Annotated in this window: 21 protein-coding genes; 12 read left to right on the top strand and 9 right to left on the bottom strand. The window is 62.1% G+C overall.

Annotated elements, in window-relative coordinates:
* Positions 1–14 precede the first annotated feature (14 nt).
* Positions 15–731, bottom strand: a complete 717-nt coding sequence (gene pgl, locus NKI10_RS03700) for a 6-phosphogluconolactonase (protein WP_352499478.1) — start codon at positions 729–731, stop codon at positions 15–17.
* Positions 713–2,182: a glucose-6-phosphate dehydrogenase gene (gene zwf / locus NKI10_RS03695; RefSeq protein WP_352858737.1), complete on the bottom strand. Its 1,470-nt coding sequence runs from the start codon at positions 2,180–2,182 to the stop codon at positions 713–715. Before zwf ends, pgl begins: the two co-directional genes overlap by 19 nt.
* A gap of 321 nt (positions 2,183–2,503) precedes the next feature.
* On the opposite strand from zwf, the gene NKI10_RS03690 reads away from it, so the two are divergent.
* From NKI10_RS03690 to NKI10_RS03680, 3 genes are all read left to right on the top strand, one after another.
* Positions 2,504–3,250 (top strand): SDR family oxidoreductase, encoded by a 747-nt coding sequence (locus NKI10_RS03690; RefSeq protein WP_352859099.1) that lies wholly within the window; start codon positions 2,504–2,506, stop codon positions 3,248–3,250.
* A gap of 179 nt (positions 3,251–3,429) precedes the next feature.
* On the top strand, positions 3,430–4,725 hold the full coding sequence (locus NKI10_RS03685; protein WP_352859097.1) for a Mur ligase family protein: 1,296 nt from the start codon (positions 3,430–3,432) through the stop codon (positions 4,723–4,725).
* 86 nt (positions 4,726–4,811) lie between these two features.
* Positions 4,812–6,107, top strand: coding sequence for a Mur ligase family protein (locus NKI10_RS03680; RefSeq protein ID WP_023832758.1), 1,296 nt, complete (start codon positions 4,812–4,814; stop codon positions 6,105–6,107).
* A gap of 21 nt (positions 6,108–6,128) precedes the next feature.
* Here NKI10_RS03680 and NKI10_RS03675 read toward each other — a convergent pair whose 3' ends face one another.
* From NKI10_RS03675 to NKI10_RS03665, 3 genes are all read right to left on the bottom strand, one after another.
* Entirely contained in the window at positions 6,129–6,974 is an 846-nt protein-coding gene (locus NKI10_RS03675; protein WP_023832757.1) for an SH3 domain-containing protein, read from the bottom strand.
* Positions 6,975–7,248: 274 nt separating this feature from the next.
* On the bottom strand, positions 7,249–8,535 hold the full coding sequence (locus tag NKI10_RS03670; RefSeq protein ID WP_352858734.1) for an NAD(P)/FAD-dependent oxidoreductase: 1,287 nt from the start codon (positions 8,533–8,535) through the stop codon (positions 7,249–7,251).
* A 120-nt stretch (positions 8,536–8,655) separates the two neighbouring features.
* Entirely contained in the window at positions 8,656–10,092 is a 1,437-nt protein-coding gene (locus tag NKI10_RS03665; RefSeq protein ID WP_023681878.1) for a glutamine synthetase family protein, read from the bottom strand.
* A gap of 147 nt (positions 10,093–10,239) precedes the next feature.
* Here NKI10_RS03665 and NKI10_RS03660 point away from each other — a divergent pair, with 147 nt between their 5' ends.
* Entirely contained in the window at positions 10,240–10,947 is a 708-nt protein-coding gene (locus tag NKI10_RS03660) for an HAD family hydrolase (protein ID WP_352858732.1), read from the top strand.
* Positions 10,948–10,977: 30 nt separating this feature from the next.
* On the opposite strand, the gene NKI10_RS03655 is transcribed toward NKI10_RS03660, so the two are convergent.
* The 3 genes from NKI10_RS03655 to aceA form a co-directional block, all read right to left on the bottom strand.
* Positions 10,978–11,439 (bottom strand): response regulator, encoded by a 462-nt coding sequence (locus tag NKI10_RS03655; RefSeq protein WP_023669317.1) that lies wholly within the window; start codon positions 11,437–11,439, stop codon positions 10,978–10,980.
* A 276-nt stretch (positions 11,440–11,715) separates the two neighbouring features.
* Complete coding sequence (locus NKI10_RS03650; RefSeq protein WP_023669318.1) at positions 11,716–11,958, bottom strand: SMc00767 family acetate metabolism repressor; 243 nt, start codon at positions 11,956–11,958, stop codon at positions 11,716–11,718.
* A 52-nt stretch (positions 11,959–12,010) separates the two neighbouring features.
* Positions 12,011–13,300 (bottom strand): isocitrate lyase, encoded by a 1,290-nt coding sequence (gene aceA, locus NKI10_RS03645; protein WP_352858731.1) that lies wholly within the window; start codon positions 13,298–13,300, stop codon positions 12,011–12,013.
* A 249-nt stretch (positions 13,301–13,549) separates the two neighbouring features.
* Between aceA and NKI10_RS03640 the strand changes: the two genes are divergently transcribed.
* The 7 genes from NKI10_RS03640 to NKI10_RS03610 all read left to right on the top strand — a co-directional run bounded on the left by NKI10_RS03640 (position 13,550) and on the right by NKI10_RS03610 (position 21,676).
* Positions 13,550–14,977: a helix-turn-helix domain-containing protein gene (locus tag NKI10_RS03640; protein WP_352858729.1), complete on the top strand. Its 1,428-nt coding sequence runs from the start codon at positions 13,550–13,552 to the stop codon at positions 14,975–14,977.
* Positions 14,978–15,125: 148 nt separating this feature from the next.
* A complete protein-coding gene (locus NKI10_RS03635; RefSeq protein ID WP_352858728.1) occupies positions 15,126–16,025 on the top strand; it encodes a DUF2167 domain-containing protein in 900 nt (299 codons plus the stop codon).
* A gap of 161 nt (positions 16,026–16,186) precedes the next feature.
* Complete coding sequence (locus NKI10_RS03630) at positions 16,187–17,140, top strand: DMT family transporter (RefSeq protein WP_352858725.1); 954 nt, start codon at positions 16,187–16,189, stop codon at positions 17,138–17,140.
* Positions 17,141–17,566: 426 nt separating this feature from the next.
* A complete protein-coding gene (locus NKI10_RS03625) occupies positions 17,567–18,664 on the top strand; it encodes a polyamine ABC transporter substrate-binding protein (RefSeq protein ID WP_023689323.1) in 1,098 nt (365 codons plus the stop codon).
* Positions 18,665–18,746: 82 nt separating this feature from the next.
* On the top strand, positions 18,747–19,886 hold the full coding sequence (locus NKI10_RS03620) for an ABC transporter ATP-binding protein (protein ID WP_352858723.1): 1,140 nt from the start codon (positions 18,747–18,749) through the stop codon (positions 19,884–19,886).
* Positions 19,887–19,895: 9 nt separating this feature from the next.
* Positions 19,896–20,861 (top strand): ABC transporter permease subunit, encoded by a 966-nt coding sequence (locus NKI10_RS03615; protein ID WP_027049422.1) that lies wholly within the window; start codon positions 19,896–19,898, stop codon positions 20,859–20,861.
* On the top strand, positions 20,858–21,676 hold the full coding sequence (locus NKI10_RS03610; RefSeq protein WP_023815098.1) for an ABC transporter permease: 819 nt from the start codon (positions 20,858–20,860) through the stop codon (positions 21,674–21,676). The genes NKI10_RS03615 and NKI10_RS03610 overlap by 4 nt, the downstream gene beginning before the upstream one ends.
* Before the next feature lie 42 nt (positions 21,677–21,718).
* Here the strand turns inward: NKI10_RS03610 and NKI10_RS03605 are convergent, their stop codons facing one another.
* Positions 21,719–23,572 carry an AsmA family protein gene (locus NKI10_RS03605; protein ID WP_023681868.1) on the bottom strand — a complete coding sequence of 618 codons (1,854 nt, stop codon included), beginning with the start codon at positions 23,570–23,572 and terminating at the stop codon, positions 21,719–21,721.
* Positions 23,573–23,937: 365 nt separating this feature from the next.
* Here NKI10_RS03605 and NKI10_RS03600 point away from each other — a divergent pair, with 365 nt between their 5' ends.
* Positions 23,938–25,908: an acetoacetate--CoA ligase gene (locus NKI10_RS03600; RefSeq protein WP_352858721.1), complete on the top strand. Its 1,971-nt coding sequence runs from the start codon at positions 23,938–23,940 to the stop codon at positions 25,906–25,908.
* Positions 25,909–25,985: the final 77 nt, after the last annotated feature.

The following is a 25,985-nucleotide window of genomic DNA, read 5'->3' as shown; positions in this document are numbered from 1 at the left end:
TGCTTTGCGTGAAATCAGGGTGCCCAGAACACCTCTACCGGGATGGGTGCCGCTTCGAGCACTTTGCGGATGGGCTTTTTCGCACCCGGTCCCATCGCACCGTCGAAGGCGGTGCGCTTGTCCTCGCCTTCTATATGCAGCGCGATGAAGCCGGCGTCGACGATCCGCGCCAGCGGCAGCGTCAACCGGGGTTCGCCGGCGCTTGCCGCGTGAACCGGCAGCACGATCCTTGATGAGGCCGGGTCGAGCAAATCGCCGAGATTCTCGGCGTCGGGAAAGAACGAGGCGGTGTGGCCGTCGCCGCCCATGCCGAGCACGACGACATCGAGGGGCCAGGGCAGAGCCTTCAGCGCCGCATCGTCGGCCGCCGCGGCGGTCTCGATGCTTGCCGCCTCATGGTAGAGCGGCACGAAGTGCGCGGCAGCCGCCTTGTTCTGCAGCAGGTTGGCCGCGACCAGCCCCGCATTCGAGCGCGGCGAGGAGGCCGGCACGAACCGTTCGTCGACCAGCGTCACCGTCACCTTGTTCCAGGCGATCGGAATGGCCGAAAGTGCTGCAAAGAACTTTGCCGGCGTGGTGCCGCCGGAAACGGCAAGCAGGGCCGTGCCGCGCTCGTCGATGGCCTTGGTCAGGCGCGCCGCGACATTGCCGGCAAGGGCTGCCGCCAGATCCTGGCGCCCGGCAAAGCCGTTCCAGTTATAGACGGGCTCGCTCAATTGCTTTCGTGCCATGTCCGCCCGTCGCGTTCGATCAGCGCAATCGAGGCCGAGGGACCCCATGTGCCGGCCGTATAGCCTTGCGCCTCCTGCCTGGCGCTTTCCCAGGCGTTCTGGATCGGGTCGATCCACTTCCATGCCGCCTCGACTTCGTCGCGGCGCATGAACAGCGTCTGGTTGCCGCGGATAACATCCATGATCAGCCGTTCATAGGCGTCCGGCGCGCGACCGTCGAAAGATGTTGCAAAGCTCATGTCGAGCGGGATCTGGCGCAGCCGCATGCCGCCCGGGCCTGGATCCTTGATCATGATGAACTGCTTGACGCCTTCGTCGGGCTGCAGCCGGATCACCAGTTGGTTGGCTGAGATCGGCCCGGCGCTGTCGCCGAAGATCGAATGCGGGATCGGCTTGAACTCGATGACGATTTCCGAAACGCGGGTCGCCAGCCTTTTGCCGGTCCGGAGATAGAACGGCACGCCGGCCCAGCGCCAATTGCCGATCTCGGCCTTGATGGCGACGAAAGTCTCGGTGGAGCTGTCTTTGCCGAGTTCCTCGACATAGCCTTTCACCGCGCCGCCTGCAGAGGCGCCGGCGCGGTACTGCCCGCGCACGGTGTGCTTGGGTGCCTCATTGCCGTTGATGCGCCTCAGCGCCCGCAGCACCTTCAGCTTCTCGTCGCGCACGGCATCGGCATCCATCGACGATGGCGCCTCCATGGCAACCAGGCAGAGCAGCTGCAGCATGTGGTTCTGCACCATGTCGCGCAGCGCGCCGGCCTTGTCGTAGTAGGTGACGCGGTCTTCAAGACCGACGGTCTCGGCCACCGTGATCTGCACATGGTCGATATGGGCAGAATTCCAAAGCGGCTCATAGAGCGCGTTGGCAAAACGCAGCGCCATCAGGTTCTGCACCGTCTCCTTTCCGAGATAGTGGTCGATGCGGAAGATCTGGCTTTCGTGGAAGTCGTCTCCAACCACGTCGTTGAGCTTGCGCGCCGAATCGAGGTCGCGGCCGATCGGCTTCTCCAGCACGATGCGCGAATTCGGCGTGATGAGATTGTGGGCTTTCAGCTGGTGCGAGATGTCGCCGAACAGCGCCGGCGCAACCGCCAGATAGAAAGCGCGAATGCGGTCGCTTTCGCCGATCGCCTTTTTCAGCTTGTCGAAGCCGGCACCCGTCGTCGCGTCGGCCGACACGTAGGACAGCCGGGCAAGGAATGTCTTGAGTTCCTCGGCGTCGATGTCGGCCGGCTTCACATGCTGGGAGATCGCCTGCTTGGCCAAAGCCTGGAATTCCTCGTCGCTCATTTTCGAGCGCGAGGTGCCGATGATGCGGGTCGGCTCGGAGAACTGGTGGTCGCGCTGGCGGTGGTAGAGCGAGGGAAGCAGCTTGCGTTCCGACAGGTCGCCGGTGCCGCCGAAAATGATGAAGTCGAAAGGATCGACGGGAATGATCTGGCTGGTCATGGTCTGTCCGCTTTGACGCCGCTCGCTGTGACGCGGCAGGATATAATCTAATCGATTTAAACTATCCAGTGCCATGGTGTCACATCGAGGCCAAATCACTGCATATTGATTCGCTCCAAATGTGCCTTGACACTGGCTGCCACCCGGAGGCTTTTCGTCAAGCGATGGTCCCGGGGCTTTCGCGCCTGCAACATAAAGCGGGAATGTGACGAAAGCTAATGCGTGTCGCCCAGAAGTGCGAAGCGGTTCTGGGAGACAGACACGCATCAAACAAAAAGGAAAATGCGCTTGCGAGGTGGGTCTTCAATGAGCGGAAAAAGCATGCGTCTGGAAAACAAGGTTGCCGTCATCACGGGTGCTGCGTCAGGTTTCGGCGAAGGCATGGCCAGGCGCTTTGCCGAAGAGGGCGCCAAGGTCGTCGTCGCCGACCTCAACGCCAAGGGCGCGGAGCGCGTTGCAGCAGAGATCGGCCAGGCCGCGATCTGGACCCAGACCGACGTTTCGCAGCGTTCCGAATTCGACGAGATGGTCTATGCCGCAAAAAGCGCCTTCGGCCGCATCGATATCATGGTCAACAATGCCGGCTACACCCATCGCAATGGCGACATGCTCGACGTCGACGAGGCGACCTTCGACCTGATCACTTCAGTCAACATGAAGGCGATCTACCACGCCGCACTTGCCGTGGTGCCGATCATGGAGCGGCAGGGAGGCGGCGTCATCCTGACCACGGCTTCGACCGCCGGTCTGCGGCCGCGGCCGGGGCTCACCTGGTACAATGCCTCGAAGGGCTGGGCGATCACCGCGACCAAGTCGATGGCGGTCGAACTCGCGCCCAAGAACATCCGCGTGAACTGCCTTTGCCCGGTCGCCGGCGAGACCGGCATGCTGGAGAAATTCATGGGCACTGACAAGCCCGAAATCCGCGAGAAATTCCGTGCCTCGATACCGCTCGGCCGTCTGTCGACGCCACTCGATATCGCCAACACTGCGCTTTGGCTCGCGTCGGACGAAGCCGCCTTCATCACCGGCGTGGCGCTGGAGGTCGACGGCGGCCGCTGCATTTGAGCAATTCGGGAAGTACCTCGCTGTTAGCAATGCATGGCAGACAGAGCCACGTCGGCAAGAGTTCGCATCGGTGCGCCGGCCAGCCGAGGAACGAACAGTTGACGTCGTCACGCCGGACCCCAGTTTGACTTCTCGATCCCCCGAAAGGCATAACGGATCGTGGATAGTGTTGGCGGGTGATGAAGATCAGGCAGCAGAAAAGTCGCTACGATCTGGGATGGCGGCTGCGGCTTTACCTGGCCACGCGTGCGCGGGCACAAAGCAAGGCAATTTTCATCGGCATTACCGGAAGCTCCGGCAAGACCACGGCGGGAAGCCTGCTTGGACACATCCTGGCCGGTCATGGTTCGGTCCATACACAGGTTCTGGCCAACACGATGAAACTGTTGGTCTCGACGCTATCCAGGCGAATGGGAAAGGGCGGCAAAACCGACTACGTCGTCTTCGAGGCTGCTGCATTCGGCCCGGATACAATGAAGCCCATGGCCGAATTGCTTCGCCCCAACGTGGCTGTTGTCACAATGGTCCGGCTGGAGCATCGGGCCAGTTTCAAGACTGTGGAAAACGTCGCTCGAGAAAAGAGCGCCCTGGTCGCGGCGCTGGAGCCGGGCGGCTTCGCGATGCTCAATGCCGATGACCCTCTTGTGATGGGCATGGCCTCGGCGAGCGACTGCCGTTCCGTCACATTCGGCACATCGGAGCAGGCGGATTATCGCGTCAGCGATATCGAGGCCTCCTATCCCAAGCCGTTGCGGTTCTCGCTCCACTGGCGCGGCGGTGTGCTCGATATCGAGACGTCGTTCCCCGGCGAGCATTTCTGGCTGCCGACTTCAGCGGCGGTGGCAACCGCTCTTGAGCTGGGCGTGCCTGCGCAGATGGTCAAGCACAGGATCGCGACGTTCCAGCCTCTGGAAAATCGCGGCCAGGTGCTCGTCCCCGCGGGTGGCCCCCACTTCATCGTGGATGCCGCAAAGGCGCCCTGGCATTCGCTGAGCCTTGCCTTCGACATGGTAGCCGGATCGACATTTGGGCGAAAACGTATCGTTCTTGGCCAGCTATCGGATTTTTCCGGCTCGAATAACAGATATGCCCAAGCTTACAGCAGCGCGCGCGAGATTGCAGACCAGGTGATTTATGCCGGCGATCATGCCCATCGCTCCAAGGCGAACCAGGCAGATCGCGACAGCGGCCGCTTCATCGAATTGCGCACGGCGAGGGAAGTGTCGGACTACATCGCCCAAACCGCGCAGCCTGACGAGTTGATCCTGCTCAAGAGCTCGTCCAATCTGCACCTCGAGCGTGTCGCACTTGCCTGGACCCACAACGTCGAGTGCTGGGTTTCGGTATGCGGCAAAACCGAGGGATGCGAGCAATGCGGCCTCTATGAAGTGCCGTTTGAGCAGCACCGTGAGTTTGTGGCGCAGAGAAAATCGAAGCGCCGCAAGCACAGACTGCTGCGGCTCCTCGGTCGCTAGAACTCTTTGGCTCAAGCACGCCAGCGCCCGTTTGACTCTGGAACTTGGCACGACGAATATTAGGCTGGGCTAAAAGCTGGCGGGGTGTGAAACTGGAATCGCTGAAAATTCGCAAGGACTTGGGCTGGGCGCTGCGACGGCTGCAGGCGCGCTGGGTGCGGGCGCGTAACGAGGCGACGTTCATCGGCATTACCGGCAGCTCCGGTAAATCCACATCCACCAGCCTGCTTGCACACATACTGGGCGCCCAAGGCAAGGTGCATCTACAGGCCCAGGCCAATACAATGCCTGCGCTCATCCGAACGCTTTACAAGCGCCTGAGGAAGGCCGGCAAAGTCGATTACGTCGTTTTCGAAGCCGGCGCTTCCGACTTCGGCACGATCAGCGCCATGGCGCAGATGCTGAAGCCGAGTGTGGCGGTGGTTACGATGATCCGTCTGGAGCATTTCGGCAAGTTCAGGACTCTGGAAGCTGTGGCGGGAGAGAAGCGGGCGCTGGTCGAGGCACTCCAACCCGATGGACTTGCGGTTCTCAATTGCGATGACCCACTGGTGATCGGCATGGCGTCTGGCGCGAAATGCCGGATTGCGACCTTCGGCCAGTCCGGCGAGGCAGACTACCGCGTGAGTGACGTGCATGCCGCGTATCCGGAATTGCTGCGGTTCACCCTTCATTGGCGCGGTGGCAGCCTGAATATTCAAGCGCCTTTTCCCGGCGAGCAATTCTGGCTGCCGACTGCAGCGGCCATGGCCGCCGCCTTGGAACTTGGCGTCCCGCCAGAGCAAGTCGTAGCAAGAACGGCATCGTTTGCACCACTGCCCAACCGCTCTACGGTGCAAGAGGTATCCGCGGGTCCGAAATTCCTGGTCGATACGGCCAAAGCGCCCTGGCATTCGCTCAACATTGCTCTGGAGATGATTGCAAAGGCCAAGGCCGCTCGCAAGCGCATTGTGCTTGGGCAGATATCCGACTACGCCGGCTCGTCGAGGAAATACGGCAGTGCGTACAAGATCGCTCGCGAAATCGCCGATGAGGTCATCTACACGGGCGGCAATGCGCATCGCTCGCGCGCCAGCCAGGCCGACCGCGACAGCGGCCGGTTCATTGAGCTTCGCAGTCCCAAGGAAGTTTCGGATCACATCAAACAGACGGCAGTCCCAGGAGAACTGATTCTGCTGAAAAGTTCGTCCAACCTTCATCTGGAAAGGATCGCGCTCGCCTGGACGCACGATGTGAAATGCTGGACCCCGCTATGCGGCAGGTCAGAAAGCTGCCAAATGTGCGGCCTCTATGAGGTGCCGTTCGAGGAACACCGGGATTTCCTGGCGAAGCGCAAACTTGCTCGCAGGAGACACCGTTTCAGGTGGTTGCTCGGCGGCTGACCAGATCTGGCGGCTTGTGTCTCAAGCCCCGGTCTTGATGTAGCTCTTGTAGATCCAGCCGCGCTTGCCGTTGTAGACGATCTGGCACCATTTCTTGCAACTCACCACCTGCACCGACGACTTGGCGGGCACGGTGCCCATGGCGGCGGCGTTTTTCTGCGGACCGCTGCGCATTGTCACCGTCCTGAGGATGCGTCCGGTGCCGGCGGCAGCAGCCACCTTCTGTGGCTTGGCCTTGGCCTGGGTATCGTTCGTTGCGGCGGAAGATTGCTCGTCTGGAAGTTGCGGTTTTGGCGTCGGTATGGCGGCGGTTTCCGCGTCGTCGTCATTGGCGGGAGCAGCGACCTTTGACAACTGCGTCGTGGCGTCGCCCTGGGCCGCCGGTTCTTCGAATGCCGCGGCATCGGACGGTTTGGCGGCAGCCTGCTCGGTAGGCGCCTGATCGGATGGCGTCGCGGCAGGGTCGCTGTTGGATTGCGCCGCAGTCCAGCGCGGATCGTTGGCCGACAGCGGCGGCATCGCAGCCCCACCCACAGCGACCGTCGATGAAACCGCGTCGCCCTTGCGCGCGGCTTGTGGCGCCGCTACCGCTGCAGCCGTCGCTGCGACCGGGGCAATCTTGGTCGTCTTGACCGGAAAAGTCGGAACGTTCTGCTGTGTGCTGGCGATCGCTTGCCGGTCGTTGGCCGGCAATGCCAGCCAAAGCGCTATGCCTGCCACGCCAAGCAGCGCTGCGGTGCCGACCGCGGCGATCACCAGATGCGAATTCGTGCGCACCCCCTGCCAGAAGGAGGGCCGCATGTCATAACCGAATTGCATGGCGAAGCGCCGACGTTCCGGCGCGCCGAAACTGAAGGGCTCGTTCACTCTTGCCACCTCCAAAAGATGGGCCGGTGTTCTTTCGATCGGCGCCGGCAGCCCGGCATTCGATCGGCATCGGTCCCAACAACAAAGCGGGCAGGCCCGCAGAAATCCCCGTCAATCGCCCAGAACCGGCATCCTTTGCCCTTGATTGTGGCATCAGTGCGCCCTCAGGGGAATTGTGCGCTCTTGTTAAGGATTCTGCAACGTCTCGCTGCGGCAACCAACAGCTCAATAGAATCAGCTCAGTACCAGCCCCGGCTGATATGAGATACTTTCCCTATATTCGGTCCCTCAGGGCAAACCAGTTCAGTGCGAGGAACAATAATGGCGTTCTAAAGCGCCGGCCACCTGGAAAAGCCGGGATGTTCAGGTCCTCGATCAGCTTCAGTCTGTCGCGGTTGCCCGCGACGGCCTGGGCATAGAGCTTGCCGAAGAAGTTCGACAGCATCACGCCGTGGCCGGAATAGCCTCCGGCCGAGATCACATTGGGCATCACCTCGCGCACGAAGGGTTTCCTGGGCATGGTGATGCCGACATAGCCGCCCCAGCCATGGGTGATCTTGACATCGCTCAGCTCCGGATAAAGCTCGGCTATCTGCCGGCGGATATGGACATGGATGTCCTTCGGATTGTTGACGCCATAGACCTCGCGCCCGCCGAACAGCAGCCTTCCATCCCTGGATTTGCGGAAATAACGCACGACGAAACGCGAATCGTCGACCGCCTCGCCGCCCGGCAGCACTTTCGAATCGACGCCCAGCGGCACCGTCGCGCCGATGAAGGAACCGATGGGCAAGATGTGCGCGGCACTCACCGGCTCGAGCGTGCCGCCATAGGCATTTACACCGATCAGGCATTTCTGGGCGGTGATGGTGCCTCTCGAAGTCGTCACCCTGACCTTGCCGCCGCTGGAGGTAACACCGGTCGATAGTGTCTGCTCGAACAGGTGCGCGCCGGCCGCTGCCGCGACCTTTGCCGTGCCGATCACCAGCTTCATCGGGTGGATGTGTCCGGTGCCGGTGTCGCGGGTGCCGCCGAAGTAGCGTGTGGAGCCCAGCCGTTCGGCCGTTTCCCTGGCATCCATGAAGGCGGTGTGCGGATAATTGAAGCGGCCGGCCATGATCTCGGCATGCGCCTTGTAGTCGTCGAGATAACGCGGCTTGTGCGCCACGGACAACTGGCCGGGCATATAGTCGATGTCGATCTGGTTAACGGCGGCGAATTCGAGCAGGTGCGCTTTCGCCTCCTCGGCAAGGTCGAACAGCGCCTTGGCGCGGGAGAAGCCGTATTCGGCCTCCATCTCTTCGGCCCAGGCGCGCTGGCCCGTGCCGAGCTGGCCGCCATTGCGCCCTGAAGCGCCGTCGCCGAAGCGATGCGCCTCGATCAGAACGACGTCGGCTCCCGCCTTCGCCAAATGAGCGGCCGCCGACAGCCCGGTGAAGCCACCGCCGACGACGACGACGTCGCAGCTGCGGTCGCCCTCCAGGGCAGGGTACTCAGGGCGTGGTCCGGCTGTGTCTTCGTACCAGGAGCGACCGGGGGAGATAGGTGATTGGTAAGGCATGGGGACACCAGCCAATGGTGAATGGTGAATGGCTGCGAGACGCACGACGTCTGCGCTCATCCATCCAATATGAAACTACTCACCATTCACTATTCACCATTCACACGACGAAGTCGCCGCTCACACGTTGAGCAACAGATACTCCCGCTCCCACGGGCTGATCACTTCCATGAAGGTCTCGAACTCCGCCCGCTTGATCGCTGCATAGGTTGCGGCGAAGGACTTGCCCAGAAGAGCGCATAGTTCCTCGTCGCCTTCGAAAAGATCGACGGCTTCGAGCAGGCCGCGCGGCAGGTCGATCTCATCGGCGTTTGCGGTGGTCAGCACCGGAGGCTCGGCCTTGATCTTGTTGGTGATGCCGATCAGCCCGCAGGCAAGTGAGGCCGCCAGCGCCAGATAGGGGTTGGCGTCGGAAGACGGGATGCGGTTTTCGACACGCCGCGCCGCCGGATCCGAGCGCGGCACGCGGAACGCCGTGGTGCGATTGTCATAGCCCCATTTGTTGTTGACCGGCGCCGAGGCCGACTGCGTCAGCCGGCGGTAGGAATTGACGTAGGGAGCAAACATCACCAGTGCGTTCGGCACATGCTTCTGCATGCCGCCGATGAAATGGAAGAAGTCGTCGGTTTCCGAGCCGTCCTTCGCCGAAAAGATGTTCAGCCCGGTCTTCTTGTCGATGATCGACTGGTGGATGTGCATGGCAGAACCTGGCTGGCCCTGGATCGGCTTGGCCATGAAGGTGGCATAGATCTCATGCTTCAGCGCTGCCTCGCGAATGGTGCGTTTGAACATGAACACCTGGTCGGCGAGCTCGACCGGATCGCCGTGACGCAGATTGATCTCGAGCTGGCCGGCGCCTTCCTCGTGGATCAGCGTGTCGATCTCCAGGCCCTGGCTTTCGGAGAAATGGTAGATGTCGTCGATCAGTTCGTCGAACTCGTTGACGCCGGCGATCGAATAGCCGGCTCCGCCGCCGATTGGCCGCCCGGAACGCCCGACTGGTGGCGTCAATGGGTAATCCGGGTCGGGGTTCTTGCGCACCAGGTAGAATTCGATCTCGGGCGCCACCACCGGCTTCAGCCCGCGCTTGTCATAGGCTGCTACCACGCGCTTCAGGACGTTGCGCGGCGTGAACTCGACCGAACGGCCATCCTGATGGACGAGGTCGCAGATGACGGCGGCCGTCGGGTCTTCTTCCCACGGCACGACGGTCAACGTCGACAGATCCGGCATCAGCTTTAGGTCGCCATCATCCTCCGGATAGTGGAAACCGTTGCCATCCTCGGGATAGCCGCCCGAAATCGTCGTCATGAACACTGCCGATGGCAGCGCCAGCGAGGTGTTGGAAGTGAATTTCTTCGACGGCATCATCTTGCCGCGCGCGACGCCAGCCTGATCAGGCGTGATGCATTCTATGTCTTCGATGCCGCGCCATTCCAGCCAGGCGCTGACTTCCTTCCAGTTCTTCACGCCGCGTTGATTTTTCACGAAGGCAGGCGTTCGGACGCGTCCTCCGCGGGTCGACGGACGGACTTCCTTTTTCGCAGGCGGCATCATTCACCAGTTTGGGTTGCAATTTTCACAGTATAGCTGCTGCCGGCGATGGAAGGGAAGGGGAACTGCCTGTCTTCGCCTTCCTGGTTGAAAATCGCGCCACGCAGATTAGGGTCAACCTCCCGCAGATCGAGCAGCAGAAGACACCGTATGCCAGGCAAATTGACAACGATCGGCTTCGACGCCGACGATACCCTATGGCAGAACGAACAGTTCTTCCGCCTGACCGAGAAGCATTTTGCAACCCTGCTCGCCGACCATGGCGAGGCCGAGCACATCTCGGCACGGCTGCTGGAGGCCGAGAAGCGCAACCTTGCCGTCTACGGCTTCGGCATCAAGGGCTTTACCTTGTCGATGGTCGAGACGGCCATCCAAGTGACCGAAGGCCGCGTGCCGGCCTCGACCATCGCCGAAATCCTTGCCGCCGGCCGCGACATGCTCGGCCATCCTGTCGAGGCGCTGCCGCATGCGCGCGAGACAGTCGAAAAGCTCGCCGGCGCCTATCACCTGGTGCTGATCACCAAGGGCGATCTGTTCGACCAGGAGCGCAAGCTGGCGGCGTCCGGCCTTGGCGACCTGTTCGATGCCGTCGAGATCGTCAGCGACAAGAGCGCCGCCACCTATGCCAGGATCTTTGGCCGCCACGGCAGCCCGCAGGACAGCATGATGGTCGGCAATTCGCTCAAGTCGGACGTGGTGCCGGCCATCGAGGCCGGGAGTTGGGGCGTCTACGTCCCGCACGAACTGACCTGGGTGCTCGAACATGTCGAACCGCCGGTGGCAGCACCGCGCTTCCGCCAGATTGTCGATCTGGGCGAACTGCCGGCTTTGATCGAGAGCATCGGCAAGGAAGGCTGACCGCCCCGCACGTGTTCGGGCGGATTGCGATCAGCCGCGCCCGAGGCTGATCAGCCGGTCGACCACCGGCTGCAGCCTTTCGGTGGTGATCGGCTTGGTTACCACCACATCGACCACGCTCGACAGGCCCAGGCTGTCGGGCGTGCCGGTCTTGGTTGAAAGCAGGATCACCTTGGGGAGCGACCGCCCAGATGTCCGCCGCAAGGCGTCGATGGCCGCCATCAGCGCGCGGCAGTCCTCGTTGTCGGGGCCGCCATCGAGAACAACGGCGCCCGGAATGAGGGTTCGCAATGTCTTGGCCGCCATTTCGGGCGACTCGGAGATCGGCTTCAGTCCGGACTTCTCGACGATCTTCGACACCACCACCCGGTTGATCGGCGATTTTCCAACGACCAGCACGTGGGAGAAATCCGTTGATATCTCGGAGTTCGCGTCCCTGCTTGACGAATTCAGATGTTTGGCGGTGTCGGTCTCGCGGTTCACAGGGCACATGGGCGGGGCGGGCACTCGGCGCTGCTTCAATGCAGGGTTGAAATCCGAGAGCCAATTGGCGTGAGATCGCCCGCCATGTCAAGCTGAAATGACGGCCCTGCGAAATATAGCCGGAAATATTAAACCTCGGAGACAAGGTCTGTTTTCGAACTGTAGTTAAGTTTACGCTCAAAAGCGAAAGTCACCCGCGCTGAAAACCCGCGGGTGACCTTGAAATCGGCCAGTGAGCGACGGGGCCCATAGGTTCCACAAGCACAAAGCTTCCGTAAGGGAAGATCAGCCGTGACTCTTCTGCGTGACGATCACCGGGATCAGCAGGTCGCCCCAATTGCCGTCGCCGCCATGATGCCGGGCCGAGCGCACCAGTTCCACCGAGACGCCGGCCTCGACTGCCTTCATCACCGATTGATTGAGCCGGTGCAGGTCGTTGGCCAGCATGCGGATGGTCGCCTGTTGGTCGACACTCATCGTGGTGGACTGCTCTTCTGCACGTTCCTTGACGCGGCTTATGGATGCCATTTTCTTCTCCCTTGCCCTTCGGGCGTTTCCTCTGTTGGTTATGTCGATCGGTTCATTCCGCTGCCGGCTTGAACTGGGCGTGCTCAGTCGATTCATGCATGGCGGCGGTCGAGGACTGGCCGCCGCTGATCGCCATTGAGACGGCGTCGAAATAGCCGGTGCCGACCTCGCGCTGGTGCCTGGTCGCGGTGTAGCCGTGGACTTCGGCCGCGAACTCGGCTTCCTGCAGCTCGGAATAGGCGGCCATCTGCCGCGCCTTGTAGCCGCGGGCCAGCTCGAACATGCCGAAGTTGAGCTGGTGGAACCCGGCCAACGTGATGAACTGGAACTTGTAGCCCATGGCGCCGAGCTCGCGCTGGAACTTGGCGATCGTCGCGTCGTCGAGGTTCTTCTTCCAGTTGAACGACGGCGAGCAATTATAGGCGAGCAGCTTGCCCGGATGATGCCTGCGCACGCCTTCGGCGAATTTCTTGGCCTGCGCCAGATCGGGCTTGGATGTTTCGCACCAGATCAGGTCGGCATGCGGCGCATAGGCAACGGCGCGCGCGATGCACGGTTCGATGCCGTTCCTGACCTGGTAGAAGCCTTCAACCGTGCGGCCGGCATCGTAGTCGACGAAAGGCTGGTCGCGCTCGTCAATGTCGGAGGTCAGAAGCTTTGCCGCTTCCGCATCGGTGCGTGCCACGACTAGCGTCGGCGTGCCCATTACGTCGGCCGCCAGACGCGCCGCGTTGAGGTTGCGGATATGCGCGGCGGTCGGGATCAGCACTTTGCCGCCGAGATGGCCGCACTTCTTCTCAGAGGCCAGCTGGTCCTCATAGTGGACGCCGGCAGCGCCGGCCTCGATGAACGCCTTCATGATCTCGAAGGCGTTGAGCGGTCCGCCGAAGCCGGCCTCGGCATCGGCGACGATCGGCGCGAACCAGGTGTCGACCGACAGGCCGTTGCCTTCCGAGGTCTCGATCTGATCGGCGCGCTGCAGCGTGCGGTTGATGCGCTTGACCAGTTCGGGCGCCGCATTGGCGGGATAGAGCGACTGGTCCGGATACATGGCCGACGCGGTGTTGGCGTCGGCGGCTACCTGCCAGCCCGAGAGATAGATTGCCTTCAGCCCGGCACGCACCTGCTGCATCGCCTGGTTGCCCGACATGGCGCCGAGTGCATTGACGAAGTCTTCCTCGTGGATGAGCTTCCACAGCCGGTTGGCGCCCATTTCGGCAAGACTCTGGCGTATCTGGACCGACCCGCGCAGCCGCTTCACATCGTCCGGCGAATAGGGTCGTTCGATGCTGTCGAAGCGGCCTTCGGGTGCGGATGGGACAAGATTGTAAAAATCAGTCATTGGTCACTCCAGATCAATCGATGCCAGTGTCTTGAAACGCCGCGCCCTGGGATAGTGTGCGTCGTCTGTGTGTGACATCATTTACATTGCGCCGCGACGAGAGCGAGGGAAACCGCTATTTCCGGTAGAAAATAAGAGAAAACCTGTGTTGTGTTTGACTGCTTATCGCTGTAAAACTGTCATGATTGTAAAAGATGGTGCGCCGTTCATCGCTCGCAAGTCGTGTAAATTTCCTGTCAAGGAAAGCCGATGGCCGACCAGAAGATATTCGCCGGGCCGCGCATCCGCCGCATCCGCATCGCCAGAGGCCTGACCCAGACGGCGATGGCCGAGGGGCTCGGCATCTCGCCGTCCTATCTCAACCTGATCGAGCGCAACCAGCGGCCGCTGACGGTGCAACTGATCCTGAAGCTGGCCTCTGTCTACAAGGTCGACCCGCATGAATTGCAGGGTGAGGCGAGAGGGTCGATCTCGGCCTTGAAGGAAGTGTTCGGCGACCCGCTGCTTGCCGGTGAGCTGCCGGGCGACCAGGAACTGATCGAACTGGCCGAGGCAGCCCCCAACGCATCGGCTGCGATGATAAAACTGTTTCGCGCTTACCGCGAGCAGGCCGAGCGGCTGTCCGATCTCAACGAGCTTCTGGCGCGCGAGGGCCGCGCCACGGCGCTGTCCGGTGCGCGGCTGCCGATCGACGAAGTGCACGAGATTTTCGAGCGCCGGCCGAACCATTTTGCAGCACTGGAGGAAGAGGCCGAGGCCTTCACCTCGGTGCTCGACCCCGGCGACGATCTGTTCGGCGCGCTGAAGGCGTGGCTGAAGCGCGAGTATGGCATTGTCGTTAAAGTGCTGCCGGTCGCCACCATGCCGAACTGGCGCCGCCGTTATGACCGTCATTCGCAGCGTCTTTTTCTATCGGAGCGGCTGTCGCCGTTCGACCAGTTGCGCGAAGTCGCCATGGAGGCCTGCCTGATCCGCATGACGGTCGCGATCGCCGGCGAAATTCAGGCGCTGAAGCTCGGTACGGACGAAGCCCGCCGGCTCGCCCGCTTCGAGTTCGGCCGCTACGCCGCCAATGCCTTGATGATGCCCTATCAGGCCTTTCATGCCGCCGCCGTGCGGGCTCGTTACGATATCGATGTGCTGCGCTCGCGTTTCGGCGTCTCCTTCGAACAGGCGGCGAACCGCCTGACCATGCTGCAGCGTCCTGGCTTGTCCGGGGTCCCGTTCTTCATGCTCGAGGTCGACAATGCCGGCAACCGCTTCCGCAAGGCCGGCGGCCAGGGCTTTCCGCAAAGCCGCTTTGGCGGCGGCTGCCCGAAACTGCCGGTCCATGCCGCTTTCGCTTCGCCTGGCCAAATCCTGGTGGAGGCGGTGGAAATGCCCGACGGCGCCGAGTTCCTCTGCATCGCACGCACGCTCGAAGGGCCGCAGGGTTCGTTCTCCGAGCGTCCGCGCCGCACCGCGCTGCTGTTGGGCTGCGATATCGGCTTTCGCGACGAGATCGTCTATGGCGCCGGGCTGCCGGCAAAGGCCGGACAGGGCGCCGCCACGCCGATCGGTCCCGCTTGCCGGCTGTGCGAACGCATCGGCTGCCTCGCCCGCGCCGAGCCGCCGGTGACCCGTCCGCTGGGCCTCGACGAGATGGTGACGGGCCTGAGCGCCTTCGATTTCCAGTGATGCTTCTCGGGCTGGAGGTCGCGGAAGACTGCAGCTGTTTGCGCTAAGCAATAGAGCGCGGCCCGAACCATCGCCGACCAAATATTGATTAAGCATCCGCGCTGCGCTATCGAAGGTGAGCTGCAGGGCAGCCAAGGGGGGACGGCTTATGAACAGGAAAGCTTTGTGGCTTGGCGTGGCGCTTGCCCTTTTGGCGGGGCCTGTTCTGGCAGAAAAATCCTCGGAATTCTTCAAGGACTATCAGCAGTATAGTGACGACGGCAAGGCATTCCTGGACAAGATCGATCCAAAGACCGGCGCGGTCGACCTTCCCGAAGGCATCCATCTCGATCTCAAGGACAAGTTCTATTTTCTGGGCAAGAAGGACGCGACGTCCGTCCTGACCGAGGCCTGGGGCAATCCGCCTGATACCGCGTCCGAAGCAATCGGCATGATCTTCCCGGCCAAGTACGAGCCCATCGCCGGCAACGGTTGGGGCATCGAATTGCGCTATGAAAAGATCGGCCATGTCGATGACGCCGACGCCGCATCCATCGACTACACCGAACTGCTGAGCAGCATGCAGGCGGACACATTGTCGGCCAACGATCAGCGGGTAAAGGACGGCTTTCCCCCGATCAAGCTAATCGGCTGGGCCTCGCCGCCGGTCTATGATTTCGTCCACAAGCGGCTGCACTGGGCCAAGGAACTGCAGTTCGGAGACGATACCGTCCACACGCTCAATTACGACGTCCGTTTCCTCGGCCGGGAAGGCGTCTTCGTGATGAGCTACATCGCTACGGTCGAACAATTGCCGGAGATCAAGCAGAGCCTGGACGAAGTGCTGAGTGTGGCGGACTTCAACACCGGCAAGAAATACACCGAATTTCTGCCAGGCACCGACACGGTCGCCGCGGTTGGCATTGGCGGCCTCATCGCCGGAAAACTCGCGGCAAAGGCCGGCCTGATTGCGGTCGCGCTCATCGCCCTGAAAAAGTTCGGCATTCTGCTGCTGGTACCGTTGGCCGGTCTTTGGCGCTTTATCCGCGGCAACAAGGGCACGTCCTAGAAACGGCGGAGTTTGCCCGTATGGCTGCCGGTTGGCGGTGCGCCAAAGGGAATGCCGGGCTGGATCACGTCCGGCGGTAGCCTATGCGCTAGGCGAATGCGGCACGTTTCTGTCGTCCATTGTGCATCATGCCGCCCCGAGATAGCCGACAGTCGCACCCCATGACCGATACCGCATCTTCTCCAATCGCCGCACCGCCGATCGTCTCGCCGCGCGAAGAGCGGGTCGGCTTCCTGCTGGTGTTCCTGTCGGCGCTGATGTGGAGCTTTGGCGGCACCATCGCCCGCTTCATCGACACCGCTGACAGTTGGACGGTGGTGTTCTGGCGCTCGCTGTGGGCGGCTGTGTTCCTGATTTGCTTCATGGCCTGGCGCGACGGCTGGCGCGGCATGTTGCGGCTGTTTCGCGACATGGGCCTGCCCGGCCTTGCCGTGGCCGTCTGTTTCGCCACGGCGTCGACGTGCTTCGTTGTCGCGCTCGCCTACACCACCGTTGCCAATATCCTGTTGATGCAGGCCGGTGTGCCGCTGCTGGCGGCATTGCTTGCCTGGGTGCTGTTTCGCGAACGCGTCGCCATCGCGACCTGGGTGGCGATCGCCGCCGTCATCGCCGGCGTCGCCATCATGGTGTCGGAATCGCTCGACGGCGCCGTATCGCCCATCGGCGACGGGCTGTCGCTGCTGATCGCCGTCATGTTCTCGATTGCCACCGTCATCACCCGGCGCTTCGCCCATGTGCGCATGACGCCGGCGACGTGCCTCGGCACGATGCTGGCAGCGGCTTTCGCCGCATCGCAAGCCACGCAGTTTGCCACGTCGGCCCACGACATGGCTTTCCTGTTTGCCTTCGGCGTCATCAATCTCGGCCTGGGCCTTGCCTTCTTCGCCACCGGCGCGAGGCTGGTTCCGGCGGCGATCGCAGCACTCCTCGGCACGTTCGAGCCGATCCTCGGACCGATCTGGGTCTGGCTCGTTCATGGCGAGGTGCCCTCGGTGCGCACCATCATCGGCGGCGCGGTGGTGGTCGCCGCGCTGCTCGTCCATATCGCGCTTGAATTCAAGCGCCAGGCGAGACCTGCACGGCCGGGGACCACCGGCCTGCCATCCCCTAATTGACCCGCCTTTCCCTTGGTTGAGCCCGTCTTCCCTAATTACGCCCGTCTTTCCCCAATTTGCGAAGCCGCACGCCCTATTGACCGAGCTTCCCCGCGCGGGCCATTGACAACCTTGCTGCGGCACGGGCAGGCTGGGGGCACGGCAACAACAAGACAGGCTTATCTTGCCAAGTGTCCCCGCCGGTCGGACCAAGACCGGACCACAGCGTCGTATCCCTGCCCGCGCCACGGCGAAAGCCTCTGACGGCGTCAGCGCGCCCGCCATGCGGGCACACAGAGCCATCATCTGCCGCTCGTCGAACCGCCCGGATGGCGCCGGCAGTTCATGCTTGTGGCTGCCCGGAAAGCTCAATACTCTGAAGCAAATGCCCAATCGCGCTCGAACAGCGACGACTTGGCGAAGGAACACTCATCAAAGGAGAACAGCATGATCCGCAAAGCGCTCTGGCTTTCGGCAACCTCGGCATTTCTGACGCTTTTCGCCGTCGGCGGCCATGCCGAGGATCGCGTCGTCAACGTCTTCAACTGGTCGGATTACATCGACAGTTCGATCATTGACGACTTCACCAAGGAGACCGGCATCAAGGTCGTCTACGACACCTTCGATTCCAATGAAATCCTCGAAACCAAGCTGCTTGCCGGCGGCAGCGGCTATGACGTCGTCGTGCCCAGCGGCAACTTCCTGGCCCGCCAGATCCAGGCCGGCGTGTTCCAGAAGCTCGACAAGTCGAAGCTGCCCAACATTTCCAACATGTGGGACACGGTTTCGGAGCGCACCGCCAAATACGATCCGGGCAACGAATATTCGATCAACTACATGTGGGGCACGGTCGGCATCGGCTACAACATCAAGAAGGTGCAGGCTGCACTCGGCACCGACAAGATCGACAGCTGGGATATTTTCTTCAATCCCGACAGCCTGGCCAAGCTGAAGGATTGCGGCGTCTATGTGCTGGACTCGCCGGCCGACATCATCCCAGCGGCGCTCAAATATCTCGGCCTCGATCCGAACAGCACCTCACCTGACGACATCGCAAAGGCCGAGGAGACGTTGCTGAAGGTGCGGCCGTATATCCGCAAATTCCATTCGTCCGAATACATCAACGCGCTCGCCAACGGCGACATCTGCCTGGCGGTCGGCTGGTCGGGTGACGTCTTCCAGGCACGCAACCGCGCGGTCGAGGCCAAGCAAGGCGTCGAGATCGGCTATTCCGTGCCCAAGGAAGGCGCCCAGATGTGGTTCGACCAGATGGCGATTCCCGCCGATGCGCCGCATGCCGCCGAGGCACTCGAATTTCTCAACTATATGATGAAGCCGGAAGTGATCGCCAAGTCGTCCAACTATGTGCTGTATGCCAACGGCAACAAGGCTTCGCAGCAGTTCGTCGACAAGGCGCTGCTGGATGATCCGGCGGTCTATCCGGACGCCGAGACCCTGAAGAAACTCTATACGGTCCAGCCCTACGATCCCAAGACCCAGCGCCTGATCACGCGCAGCTGGACCAAGATCGTCACCGGCCAGTAAGCAACGCGACTGGTCCCGGCAGTCATCTGCCGGGACCATTCTTCTCTGGGGCAAGAAGCAAAAAAACAGGACGGAGTGGGACATGAAATCGCTTGGCAGCATCCGCAGGGATTTTGCGCCTTGGACTGATCCGAATGCCAAGCCATACATTCAGTTCGAGAACGTCACCAAGAAGTTCGGTGACTTCACAGCCGTCAACAATCTATCGCTGACCATTTTCGAGCGCGAGTTCTTCGCCCTGCTCGGCGCGTCCGGTTGCGGAAAGTCGACTTTGCTCAGGATGCTTGCCGGCTTTGAGGAGCCGACCGCCGGCCGTATCCTTCTCGACGGCCAGGATTTGCGCGGCATCCCGCCCTATCGCCGCCCGGTCAACATGATGTTCCAGTCCTATGCGCTGTTCCCGCATATGAGCGTGGAAAAGAACATTGCCTTCGGCCTCAAGCAGGAAGGCATGCCGGGACCGGATATCGAAAAGCGCGTCGCCGAGATGCTGAAGCTGGTCAAGCTCGAGCAGTTCGCCAAGCGCAAGCCGCACCAGCTCTCCGGCGGGCAGCGCCAACGCGTCGCACTCGCCCGCTCGGTCGCCAAGCGGCCGAAAGTGCTGCTGCTCGACGAACCGCTCGGGGCGCTCGACAAGAAGCTGCGCGAGGAAACGCAGTTCGAGCTGATGGACCTGCAGCAAAATCTCGGGCTCACTTTCGTCGTCGTCACCCACGACCAGGAAGAGGCGATGACCATGGCCGACCGCATCGCCATCATCGACAAGGGCGAGGTGATGCAGGTGGCGACGCCGGCGGAAGTCTATGAAGCCCCCAGTTCGCGCTTCGTTGCCCACTTCGTCGGCAATGTGAACATGTTCGAGGGCAAGGTCGCCGAGCGTGCGGCAAACACCACGCGCATCACCGGCGCGACAGGGGCCCAGATCGTCGTCGAAAACAGCACCGATACAAAGGCCGGTTCCGACATCGTCTTCGCCATCAGGCCGGAGAAGATCAAGGTGTCCTCGACGAAACCGGCCGACGCCGTCAATGCGCTTGAGGGCGAGGTCTACGACGTTGCCTATCTCGGCGACATGACCGTCTACCACATCCGGCTGGATGACGGGCAGATCATCAGGGCAAGCGCGCTCAACGCGGCGCGAGTCACCGAGGACCCGCTGACCTGGAACGACCGCGCCTGGGTCTCCTTCCGGCCGGATGCCGGCGTCGTGCTGACACGGTAGGGGGCGGCCATGTCCAACATTGCACTCACCGACGCCGGTCCATCGGCCGCGGCCAAACCGTTCCTGATGCGGCTCGGTGCCGGCTTTGTCAGCCGGCTCGTCATCATCGTGCCTTATCTCTGGCTGCTGTTCTTCTTCTTCATCCCGTTCATCATCGTCTTCAAGATTTCGCTGTCGCAGTCGGCGATCGCCATGCCGCCCTACACGCCGGCGCTCGATTTCAGGGACGGCATGTCCGGGTTCTTTGTCCGCTTCCGCGAACTCAGCGTCGACAATTATGTCTGGCTAACGCAGGACGCGCTTTACTTCAAAGCCTACGTGACCAGTGTTATCATCGCTGCTGTCTCGACGATCCTGACCTTGCTCGTCGGCTTCCCGATCGCCTACGGCATGGCCCGCGCGCCGGCGACGATCCGTCCGACCTTGCTGATGCTGGTTATCCTGCCGTTCTGGACGTCGTTCCTGATCCGCGTCTATGCCTGGATCGGCATCCTCAAGCCCGAGGGTCTGCTCAATCAGCTGCTGTTGTCGCTGCACATCATCAATCAGCCACTGATCATCCTCAACACTTACACGGCGATCTTCATCGGCATCGTCTATTCCTACCTGCCATTCATGGTGCTGCCGCTCTATTCGTCGCTGGAAAAGATGGATTACTCGCTGATCGAGGCGGCAAAGGATCTCGGCTGTCCGCCGACATCAGCCTTCTGGAAGATCACGTTCCCGCTGTCGCTGCCCGGGGTCATCGCCGGCTGCCTGCTGGTGTTCATTCCAGCGGTTGGCGAGTTCGTCATTCCCGATCTGCTCGGCGGCTCGCAGACGCTGATGATCGGCAAGACCTTGTGGAATGAATTCTTCGCCAACCGTGACTGGCCGGTGTCGTCGGCCGTCGCCGTCATCCTGCTGCTGCTCCTGATCGTGCCGATCATGCTCTTCCAGCAGGCCCAGGCACGCGCCCAGGAGCAGGACAAATGAACGCCACCTGGAGCCGCTTCAACGTCACCTCGGTCGTGCTGGGCTTTGCCTTTCTCTATCTGCCGATCGTGCTGCTCATCGTCTTCTCCTTCAACGAGTCGAAGCTGGTCACCGTCTGGGGCGGCTTCTCGACCAAATGGTATGCCTCGCTGTTCCACAATCAGGGGCTGATGGATGCCACCTGGGTGACCGCGCGTGTGGCTGTCATCTCCGCCACTGTGGCAACCGTGCTCGGCACGCTGGCGGCACTGACCTTGACCCGCTACACCCGCTTCCGCGGCCGCATCCTGTTTTCCGGCATGGTGTTTGCGCCGCTGGTCATGCCGGAAGTCATCACCGGCCTGTCGCTGTTGCTGCTGTTCGTTGCCGTCGGTCTCGACCGTGGCTTCCTGACCGTGACGCTTGCTCACATCACCTTGACCATGTGCTTCGTGGCTGTCGTCGTGCAGTCGCGCCTGGTTTCGTTCGATCGTTCGCTGGAAGAAGCTGCCTTGGACCTCGGCGCAACGCCGGTAAAGACCTTCTTTCAGATCACGCTGCCGGTGATCATGCCGGCCATCGTCTCCGGCTGGATGTTGGCCTTCACCTTGTCGCTTGACGATCTGGTGATCGCCTCCTTCACCTCCGGGCCTGGCGCCACCACGCTGCCGATGAAGATCTACAGCCAGGTGCGTCTCGGCGTGACGCCGGAAATCAACGCCGCCTGCACCATCCTGATCGCCGTCGTGGCGGTAGGCGTCATCATCGCTTCGGTCGCCAACAAGCGGCGTGAGGTGCAGCGCCAGCTCGACGAACAGGCCGCGCAGCGCGGTTGATTGCGTCAAACGAGGGATAGGGCGGTCCCGGTAAGGGTCCGCCTATTCGCCTGAGACGCCGCGGCTGATCGGCGAGATGAACGGCGTGCTCCAGGTGCCGCCGACGAAGAATGACGACTGGTTGGATCCCTGCTGGCCATTGACCGGTGCCGCTGCCGGGTCGGCCTGGGTGACACCCCCCGAAAGCGCCAGCCCGCGTCCGCCGTAAGAGGCGATGCCGGACAGCCAGACCTTGTATTTCGCCGAATTGGCCTCGGCCTTGTCCAGCCTTGCCACACCCTTCGAGATGGTGGCCTTGAGCTCGGCGCCGTCCATCGGCAGTGTCCCGTCCGAGACGTCGTCGAGCGCGAAGAAGCCGCCCTGTTCCGTGTGCTTCAGAAATGCCGGCAAATTGAGCCCGCTCAGCGCGCCCGGCCCGAACGTCGCAGAGACCGAGCCGTCCGCGTTCTCGAAGATCGAGTCCCAGGATTTGCCCGGCCCTTTGAGAATGACCGAGACAGTGCCGGTGCTGGCCGGCACCAGCCGCGTCATTCCGGCCGCGGTGCCGAAAGCGGCGCCGTCAATGTCGGAGGCGAGCAGCCGGATCTCGACCTGCGAGCCCTCCGGTTTGCGGTCGAAACGCAGGCTACTTTGCACGTTGCCGCCAAAGGCCGACGCATCGGAGATATCGAAGACGGCAAGCCCGTTCTTCACCTGCGCCGTAGCGGCGACGTCGGCAAGCTGGATTGCGCCGGCCGAGGCATGTGCCGCTGACAGCCTCAGATCGAGATTGATCCGGTCGGCGAAGCTGGTGTCGATTTCGCCGGGACCGGTCTCGCCGGTCGGCGCCAGCGGCGTGAAGGCCGAAAACAGCGACCTGAGGTCGAGCGTATCGAAGGCGAGTGTGCCTGATATCACCGGCAAGGCGTCGCCGAACGAAAAATCCAGCGCCCCCATTCCCGGGTTGTTGTCGAGCGTCACCGCGGTGTTTTCGAATTTGACGCGGCCGGCGGTCGCCGTGATCTTGCTCGAAATCGAGACCGAACCGATCGCCGTACCAGGAGCAATGCCGGCCTGCGACCATTCCAGCACGCGCCGCAGCGAGGGCGCGGCGAATTTCGCCTGGCCATCGAAATAGGCGTTTTGCGACATGCTGGCCGTGCCGTCGAACGAGAAGCTGGCCGGCGCTGCCTTGAACGAAAACGTGACCGGTGCGGCGCCGCCGGCAAACAGCACCAGCGGCTTGGGCGAGGCGGCATCGACGGTGACGCTCTCGCCGCGCCAGATTCCGGTCGCCGACAAGGTCGCGTTGCTGTTCATCGCTGCCCAGCTCGCCTGGCCGGACAGGCTGGTCAGCAATTCGACGTCCTTGCCGCCGACGGAGGCGACCATGCGGCCGTCCCTGAATTCCACGGTGCCGAACGGATCGGCGGGCAGCTTGCTCAGATCCGGCTTCGTCGGATCGGCGTTGACCACGCCGCGCGCCGTGTCGATGGAGCGGGTGATGCGTCCGCCCGTTGGTATGGCGGGCAGGAATATGCCGTTTGCGGCGCGCTGGACCCGGATCGTCGGCCGCACCAGCCGCGCCGTCGAAAACACCACATCGCCCTGCAGCGCCGCCATGGCCGAAAGGTCGACCTCGACCCGTTCGGCCTCGATCACCGGCGGCGCGTCGGTCTCGGTCCACTGCGACAGCGTGACGTCGCTCAATATGGCGCGGAACTTCGGCCACACCTCGATGCGCGGCGAACCGGCGATGGTGACCCTGAATCCGCTCCACGCGCTCATCTCCCAGGCAATGCGATCGCGCACGATCCGGGTCGAGGCAATCAGCGGCAGAGCGGCGACGACCAGCGCGATGACGAGCACGGCAACGCCGATCGCCCATATTCCGCGCCGGATCAAAGGTGATGGCATATTGCCCCGGTTGCTTTCATTCCGATAAAAATCGCCTGACGGGTGTAACCGCCAGTTGTCACCACGCCTTCCAGTCGTCACTACGACTTAGGGCTGAGGCATTTCAAGTCTTTATGGCCCGGCGATGGCAATTGCGCACACATCGCCGAGTTTAGCGGAACAAAATCTTGCTCTGCCGCACGGTGGTAGGCATAAGCGATGCAGCTTCAGCCTGCTACGAGGCGCGGCGTTTTTGGGACAGCGCGCCTGTAAAGCTGAGGCTAGTGCATGTCGCCCGGAGAGTGCAGCGGTTCCGGGACAACGACGTGCATCAAAACAAAAGCATATCTATCTTGCGACGCGACGGGCTTCAAGGAGGATCGATAATGGCTGCCGAAGCACCGCTCTGGACCCCGACGCAAGACCAGATCGACGCAGCACCACTGACCGCGTTCATGAAGGCAGCAGCGGCCAAAAGCGGCACATCCTTAGCCTCCTACGCCGAACTGCACCGCTGGTCGGTCGAGGATCGCGAAGGCTTCTGGAGCCTGCTGTGGGACTTTTGCGGCATTGTCGGCGACAAAGGGACCGATGCGGGCGAGACCGTGCTCGTCGATGGCGACAAGATGCCCGGCGCATCGTTCTTTCCCGATGCGACGCTGAACTTCGGCGAGAACCTGCTGAAGAAGACCGGTTCCGGCGACGCGATTGTCTTTCGCGGCGAGGACAAGATCGAGCGGCGGCTGTCGTGGAGCGAACTGCACCAGCTGACCTCGCGCTTTCAGCAGCTTTTCCTGTCGCTCAAGGTGAAAAAGGGCGACCGCATCGCGGCGATGATGCCCAACATGCCGGAAACCGTCGCCGCCATGCTGGCGGCCGCCTCCATCGGCGCGGTCTGGTCGTCCTGTTCCCCCGATTTCGGCGAGCAGGGCGTGCTCGACCGTTTCGGCCAGATCGAGCCGGTCATATTCATTGCGCCGGATGGCTATTGGTACAATGGCAAGGCAATCGAGGTCGCCGACAAGATCGCTGCCGTTGCAGCGAAGCTCGAAACAGTAGCCAAGGTCCTGATCGTCGACTATCTCGGTACGTCGCGTGACATCGCCGCGGTCATCGATAAGGCCATGGCGCTCGAAGAGGCGCTGTCACCCTTTGCCGCCAAAGCGGTCACGTTCGAGCGGCTGCCGTTTGCGCATCCGCTCTACATCCTGTTTTCGTCAGGTACCACCGGCATTCCCAAATGCATCGTCCATTCGGCCGGCGGCACGCTGGTCCAGCACGTCAAGGAACACCGGCTGCATGCCGGGCTCGTCGAAGGCGACCGCTTCTTCTACTTCACCACCTGCGGCTGGATGATGTGGAACTGGCTGGTGTCGGGCCTGGCCTCGGGCGCCACGCTGCTGCTCTATGACGGCTCACCCTTCCACCCCGACGGCAATGTGCTGTTCAGCTTCGCCGATGCCGAGAAGATGACCTTTTTCGGCACCTCAGCCAAATTCATCGGTTCCGTGCGCAAGGCCGGGCTCAAGCCTATCCGCAGCCATGATCTGTCGAGTGTGCGGGCGATTTCCTCGACCGGCTCACCGTTGTCGCCGGAGGATTTCCGCTTCGTCTATGACGGCATCAAGAAGGACGTACATCTCGCCTCGGTTTCCGGCGGCACCGACATCGTCTCCTGTTTCGTGCTCGGCGTACCGACGCAACCGGTCTGGACCGGCGAGATCCAGGGTCCCGGCCTCGGCCTTGCCGTCGATGTATGGGACGATGACGGCAAGCCGATCCGCGAGCAAAAGGGTGAGCTGGTCTGCACAAAAGCGTTCCCGTCGATGCCGATCGGCTTCTGGAACGATCCTGAGGGCAAGAAATACCAGGCCGCCTATTTCGAGCGCTTCGACAATGTCTGGTGCCACGGCGACTTCGCCGAATGGACCGCGCATGGCGGCATGATCATCCACGGCCGTTCCGACGCGACGCTCAATCCGGGCGGTGTGCGCATCGGCACGGCGGAGATCTACAATCAGGTCGAACAGATGCCGGAGATCCTTGAGGCGCTGTGCATCGGTCAGGATTTCGACAATGACGTCCGCGTCGTGCTGTTCGTGCGGCTGGCCGCCGGCGTGACGCTGGACGAGGATCTGGAAAAGCGCATTCGTTCCAAGATCCGCAGCGGCGCCAGCCCGCGCCACGTGCCGGCAAGGATCGTCGCCGTCAGCGACATTCCGCGCACCAAATCGGGCAAGATCACCGAGCTTGCAGTGCGCGACGTGGTGCATGGCCGCGCCATCAAGAACAAGGAAGCGTTGGCCAATCCAGAGGCGCTGGAGCTGTTCAGGAACCTGCCGCAGCTGGCTGAGTGACGCGGCCGGGATGGTTAACCAGATATGTCGGTCGAATTTACCTAGATTTCATGAGTGGTACACATTCGTAAATTTTT

Source organism: Mesorhizobium sp. M0802, assembly GCF_040320115.1.
Taxonomy (GTDB): Bacteria; Pseudomonadota; Alphaproteobacteria; order Rhizobiales; family Rhizobiaceae; genus Mesorhizobium.
Note: the sequence above shows the minus strand (reverse complement) of the source record. Positions and strands in the feature narration are given on the sequence as shown.

What these genes read in the sequence shown, in the direction of transcription:
- NKI10_RS03610 (WP_023815098.1), top strand. Translation starts at nt 20,858, where the DNA reads ATGAACGCCACCTGGAGCCGCTTCAACGTCACCTCGGTCGTGCTGGGC.
- NKI10_RS03605 (WP_023681868.1), bottom strand. Translation starts at nt 23,572, where the DNA reads ATGCCATCACCTTTGATCCGGCGCGGAATATGGGCGATCGGCGTTGCC.
- NKI10_RS03620 (WP_352858723.1), top strand. Translation starts at nt 18,747, where the DNA reads ATGAAATCGCTTGGCAGCATCCGCAGGGATTTTGCGCCTTGGACTGAT.
- pgl (WP_352499478.1), bottom strand. Translation starts at nt 731, where the DNA reads ATGGCACGAAAGCAATTGAGCGAGCCCGTCTATAACTGGAACGGCTTT.
- NKI10_RS03640 (WP_352858729.1), top strand. Translation starts at nt 13,550, where the DNA reads ATGGCCGACCAGAAGATATTCGCCGGGCCGCGCATCCGCCGCATCCGC.
- NKI10_RS03665 (WP_023681878.1), bottom strand. Translation starts at nt 10,092, where the DNA reads ATGATGCCGCCTGCGAAAAAGGAAGTCCGTCCGTCGACCCGCGGAGGA.
- NKI10_RS03635 (WP_352858728.1), top strand. Translation starts at nt 15,126, where the DNA reads ATGAACAGGAAAGCTTTGTGGCTTGGCGTGGCGCTTGCCCTTTTGGCG.
- NKI10_RS03615 (WP_027049422.1), top strand. Translation starts at nt 19,896, where the DNA reads ATGTCCAACATTGCACTCACCGACGCCGGTCCATCGGCCGCGGCCAAA.
- zwf (WP_352858737.1), bottom strand. Translation starts at nt 2,182, where the DNA reads ATGACCAGCCAGATCATTCCCGTCGATCCTTTCGACTTCATCATTTTC.
- NKI10_RS03690 (WP_352859099.1), top strand. Translation starts at nt 2,504, where the DNA reads ATGCGTCTGGAAAACAAGGTTGCCGTCATCACGGGTGCTGCGTCAGGT.
- NKI10_RS03685 (WP_352859097.1), top strand. Translation starts at nt 3,430, where the DNA reads ATGAAGATCAGGCAGCAGAAAAGTCGCTACGATCTGGGATGGCGGCTG.
- NKI10_RS03630 (WP_352858725.1), top strand. Translation starts at nt 16,187, where the DNA reads ATGACCGATACCGCATCTTCTCCAATCGCCGCACCGCCGATCGTCTCG.
- NKI10_RS03670 (WP_352858734.1), bottom strand. Translation starts at nt 8,535, where the DNA reads ATGCCTTACCAATCACCTATCTCCCCCGGTCGCTCCTGGTACGAAGAC.
- NKI10_RS03625 (WP_023689323.1), top strand. Translation starts at nt 17,567, where the DNA reads ATGATCCGCAAAGCGCTCTGGCTTTCGGCAACCTCGGCATTTCTGACG.
- NKI10_RS03650 (WP_023669318.1), bottom strand. Translation starts at nt 11,958, where the DNA reads ATGGCATCCATAAGCCGCGTCAAGGAACGTGCAGAAGAGCAGTCCACC.
- aceA (WP_352858731.1), bottom strand. Translation starts at nt 13,300, where the DNA reads ATGACTGATTTTTACAATCTTGTCCCATCCGCACCCGAAGGCCGCTTC.
- NKI10_RS03660 (WP_352858732.1), top strand. Translation starts at nt 10,240, where the DNA reads ATGCCAGGCAAATTGACAACGATCGGCTTCGACGCCGACGATACCCTA.
- NKI10_RS03600 (WP_352858721.1), top strand. Translation starts at nt 23,938, where the DNA reads ATGGCTGCCGAAGCACCGCTCTGGACCCCGACGCAAGACCAGATCGAC.
- NKI10_RS03655 (WP_023669317.1), bottom strand. Translation starts at nt 11,439, where the DNA reads ATGTGCCCTGTGAACCGCGAGACCGACACCGCCAAACATCTGAATTCG.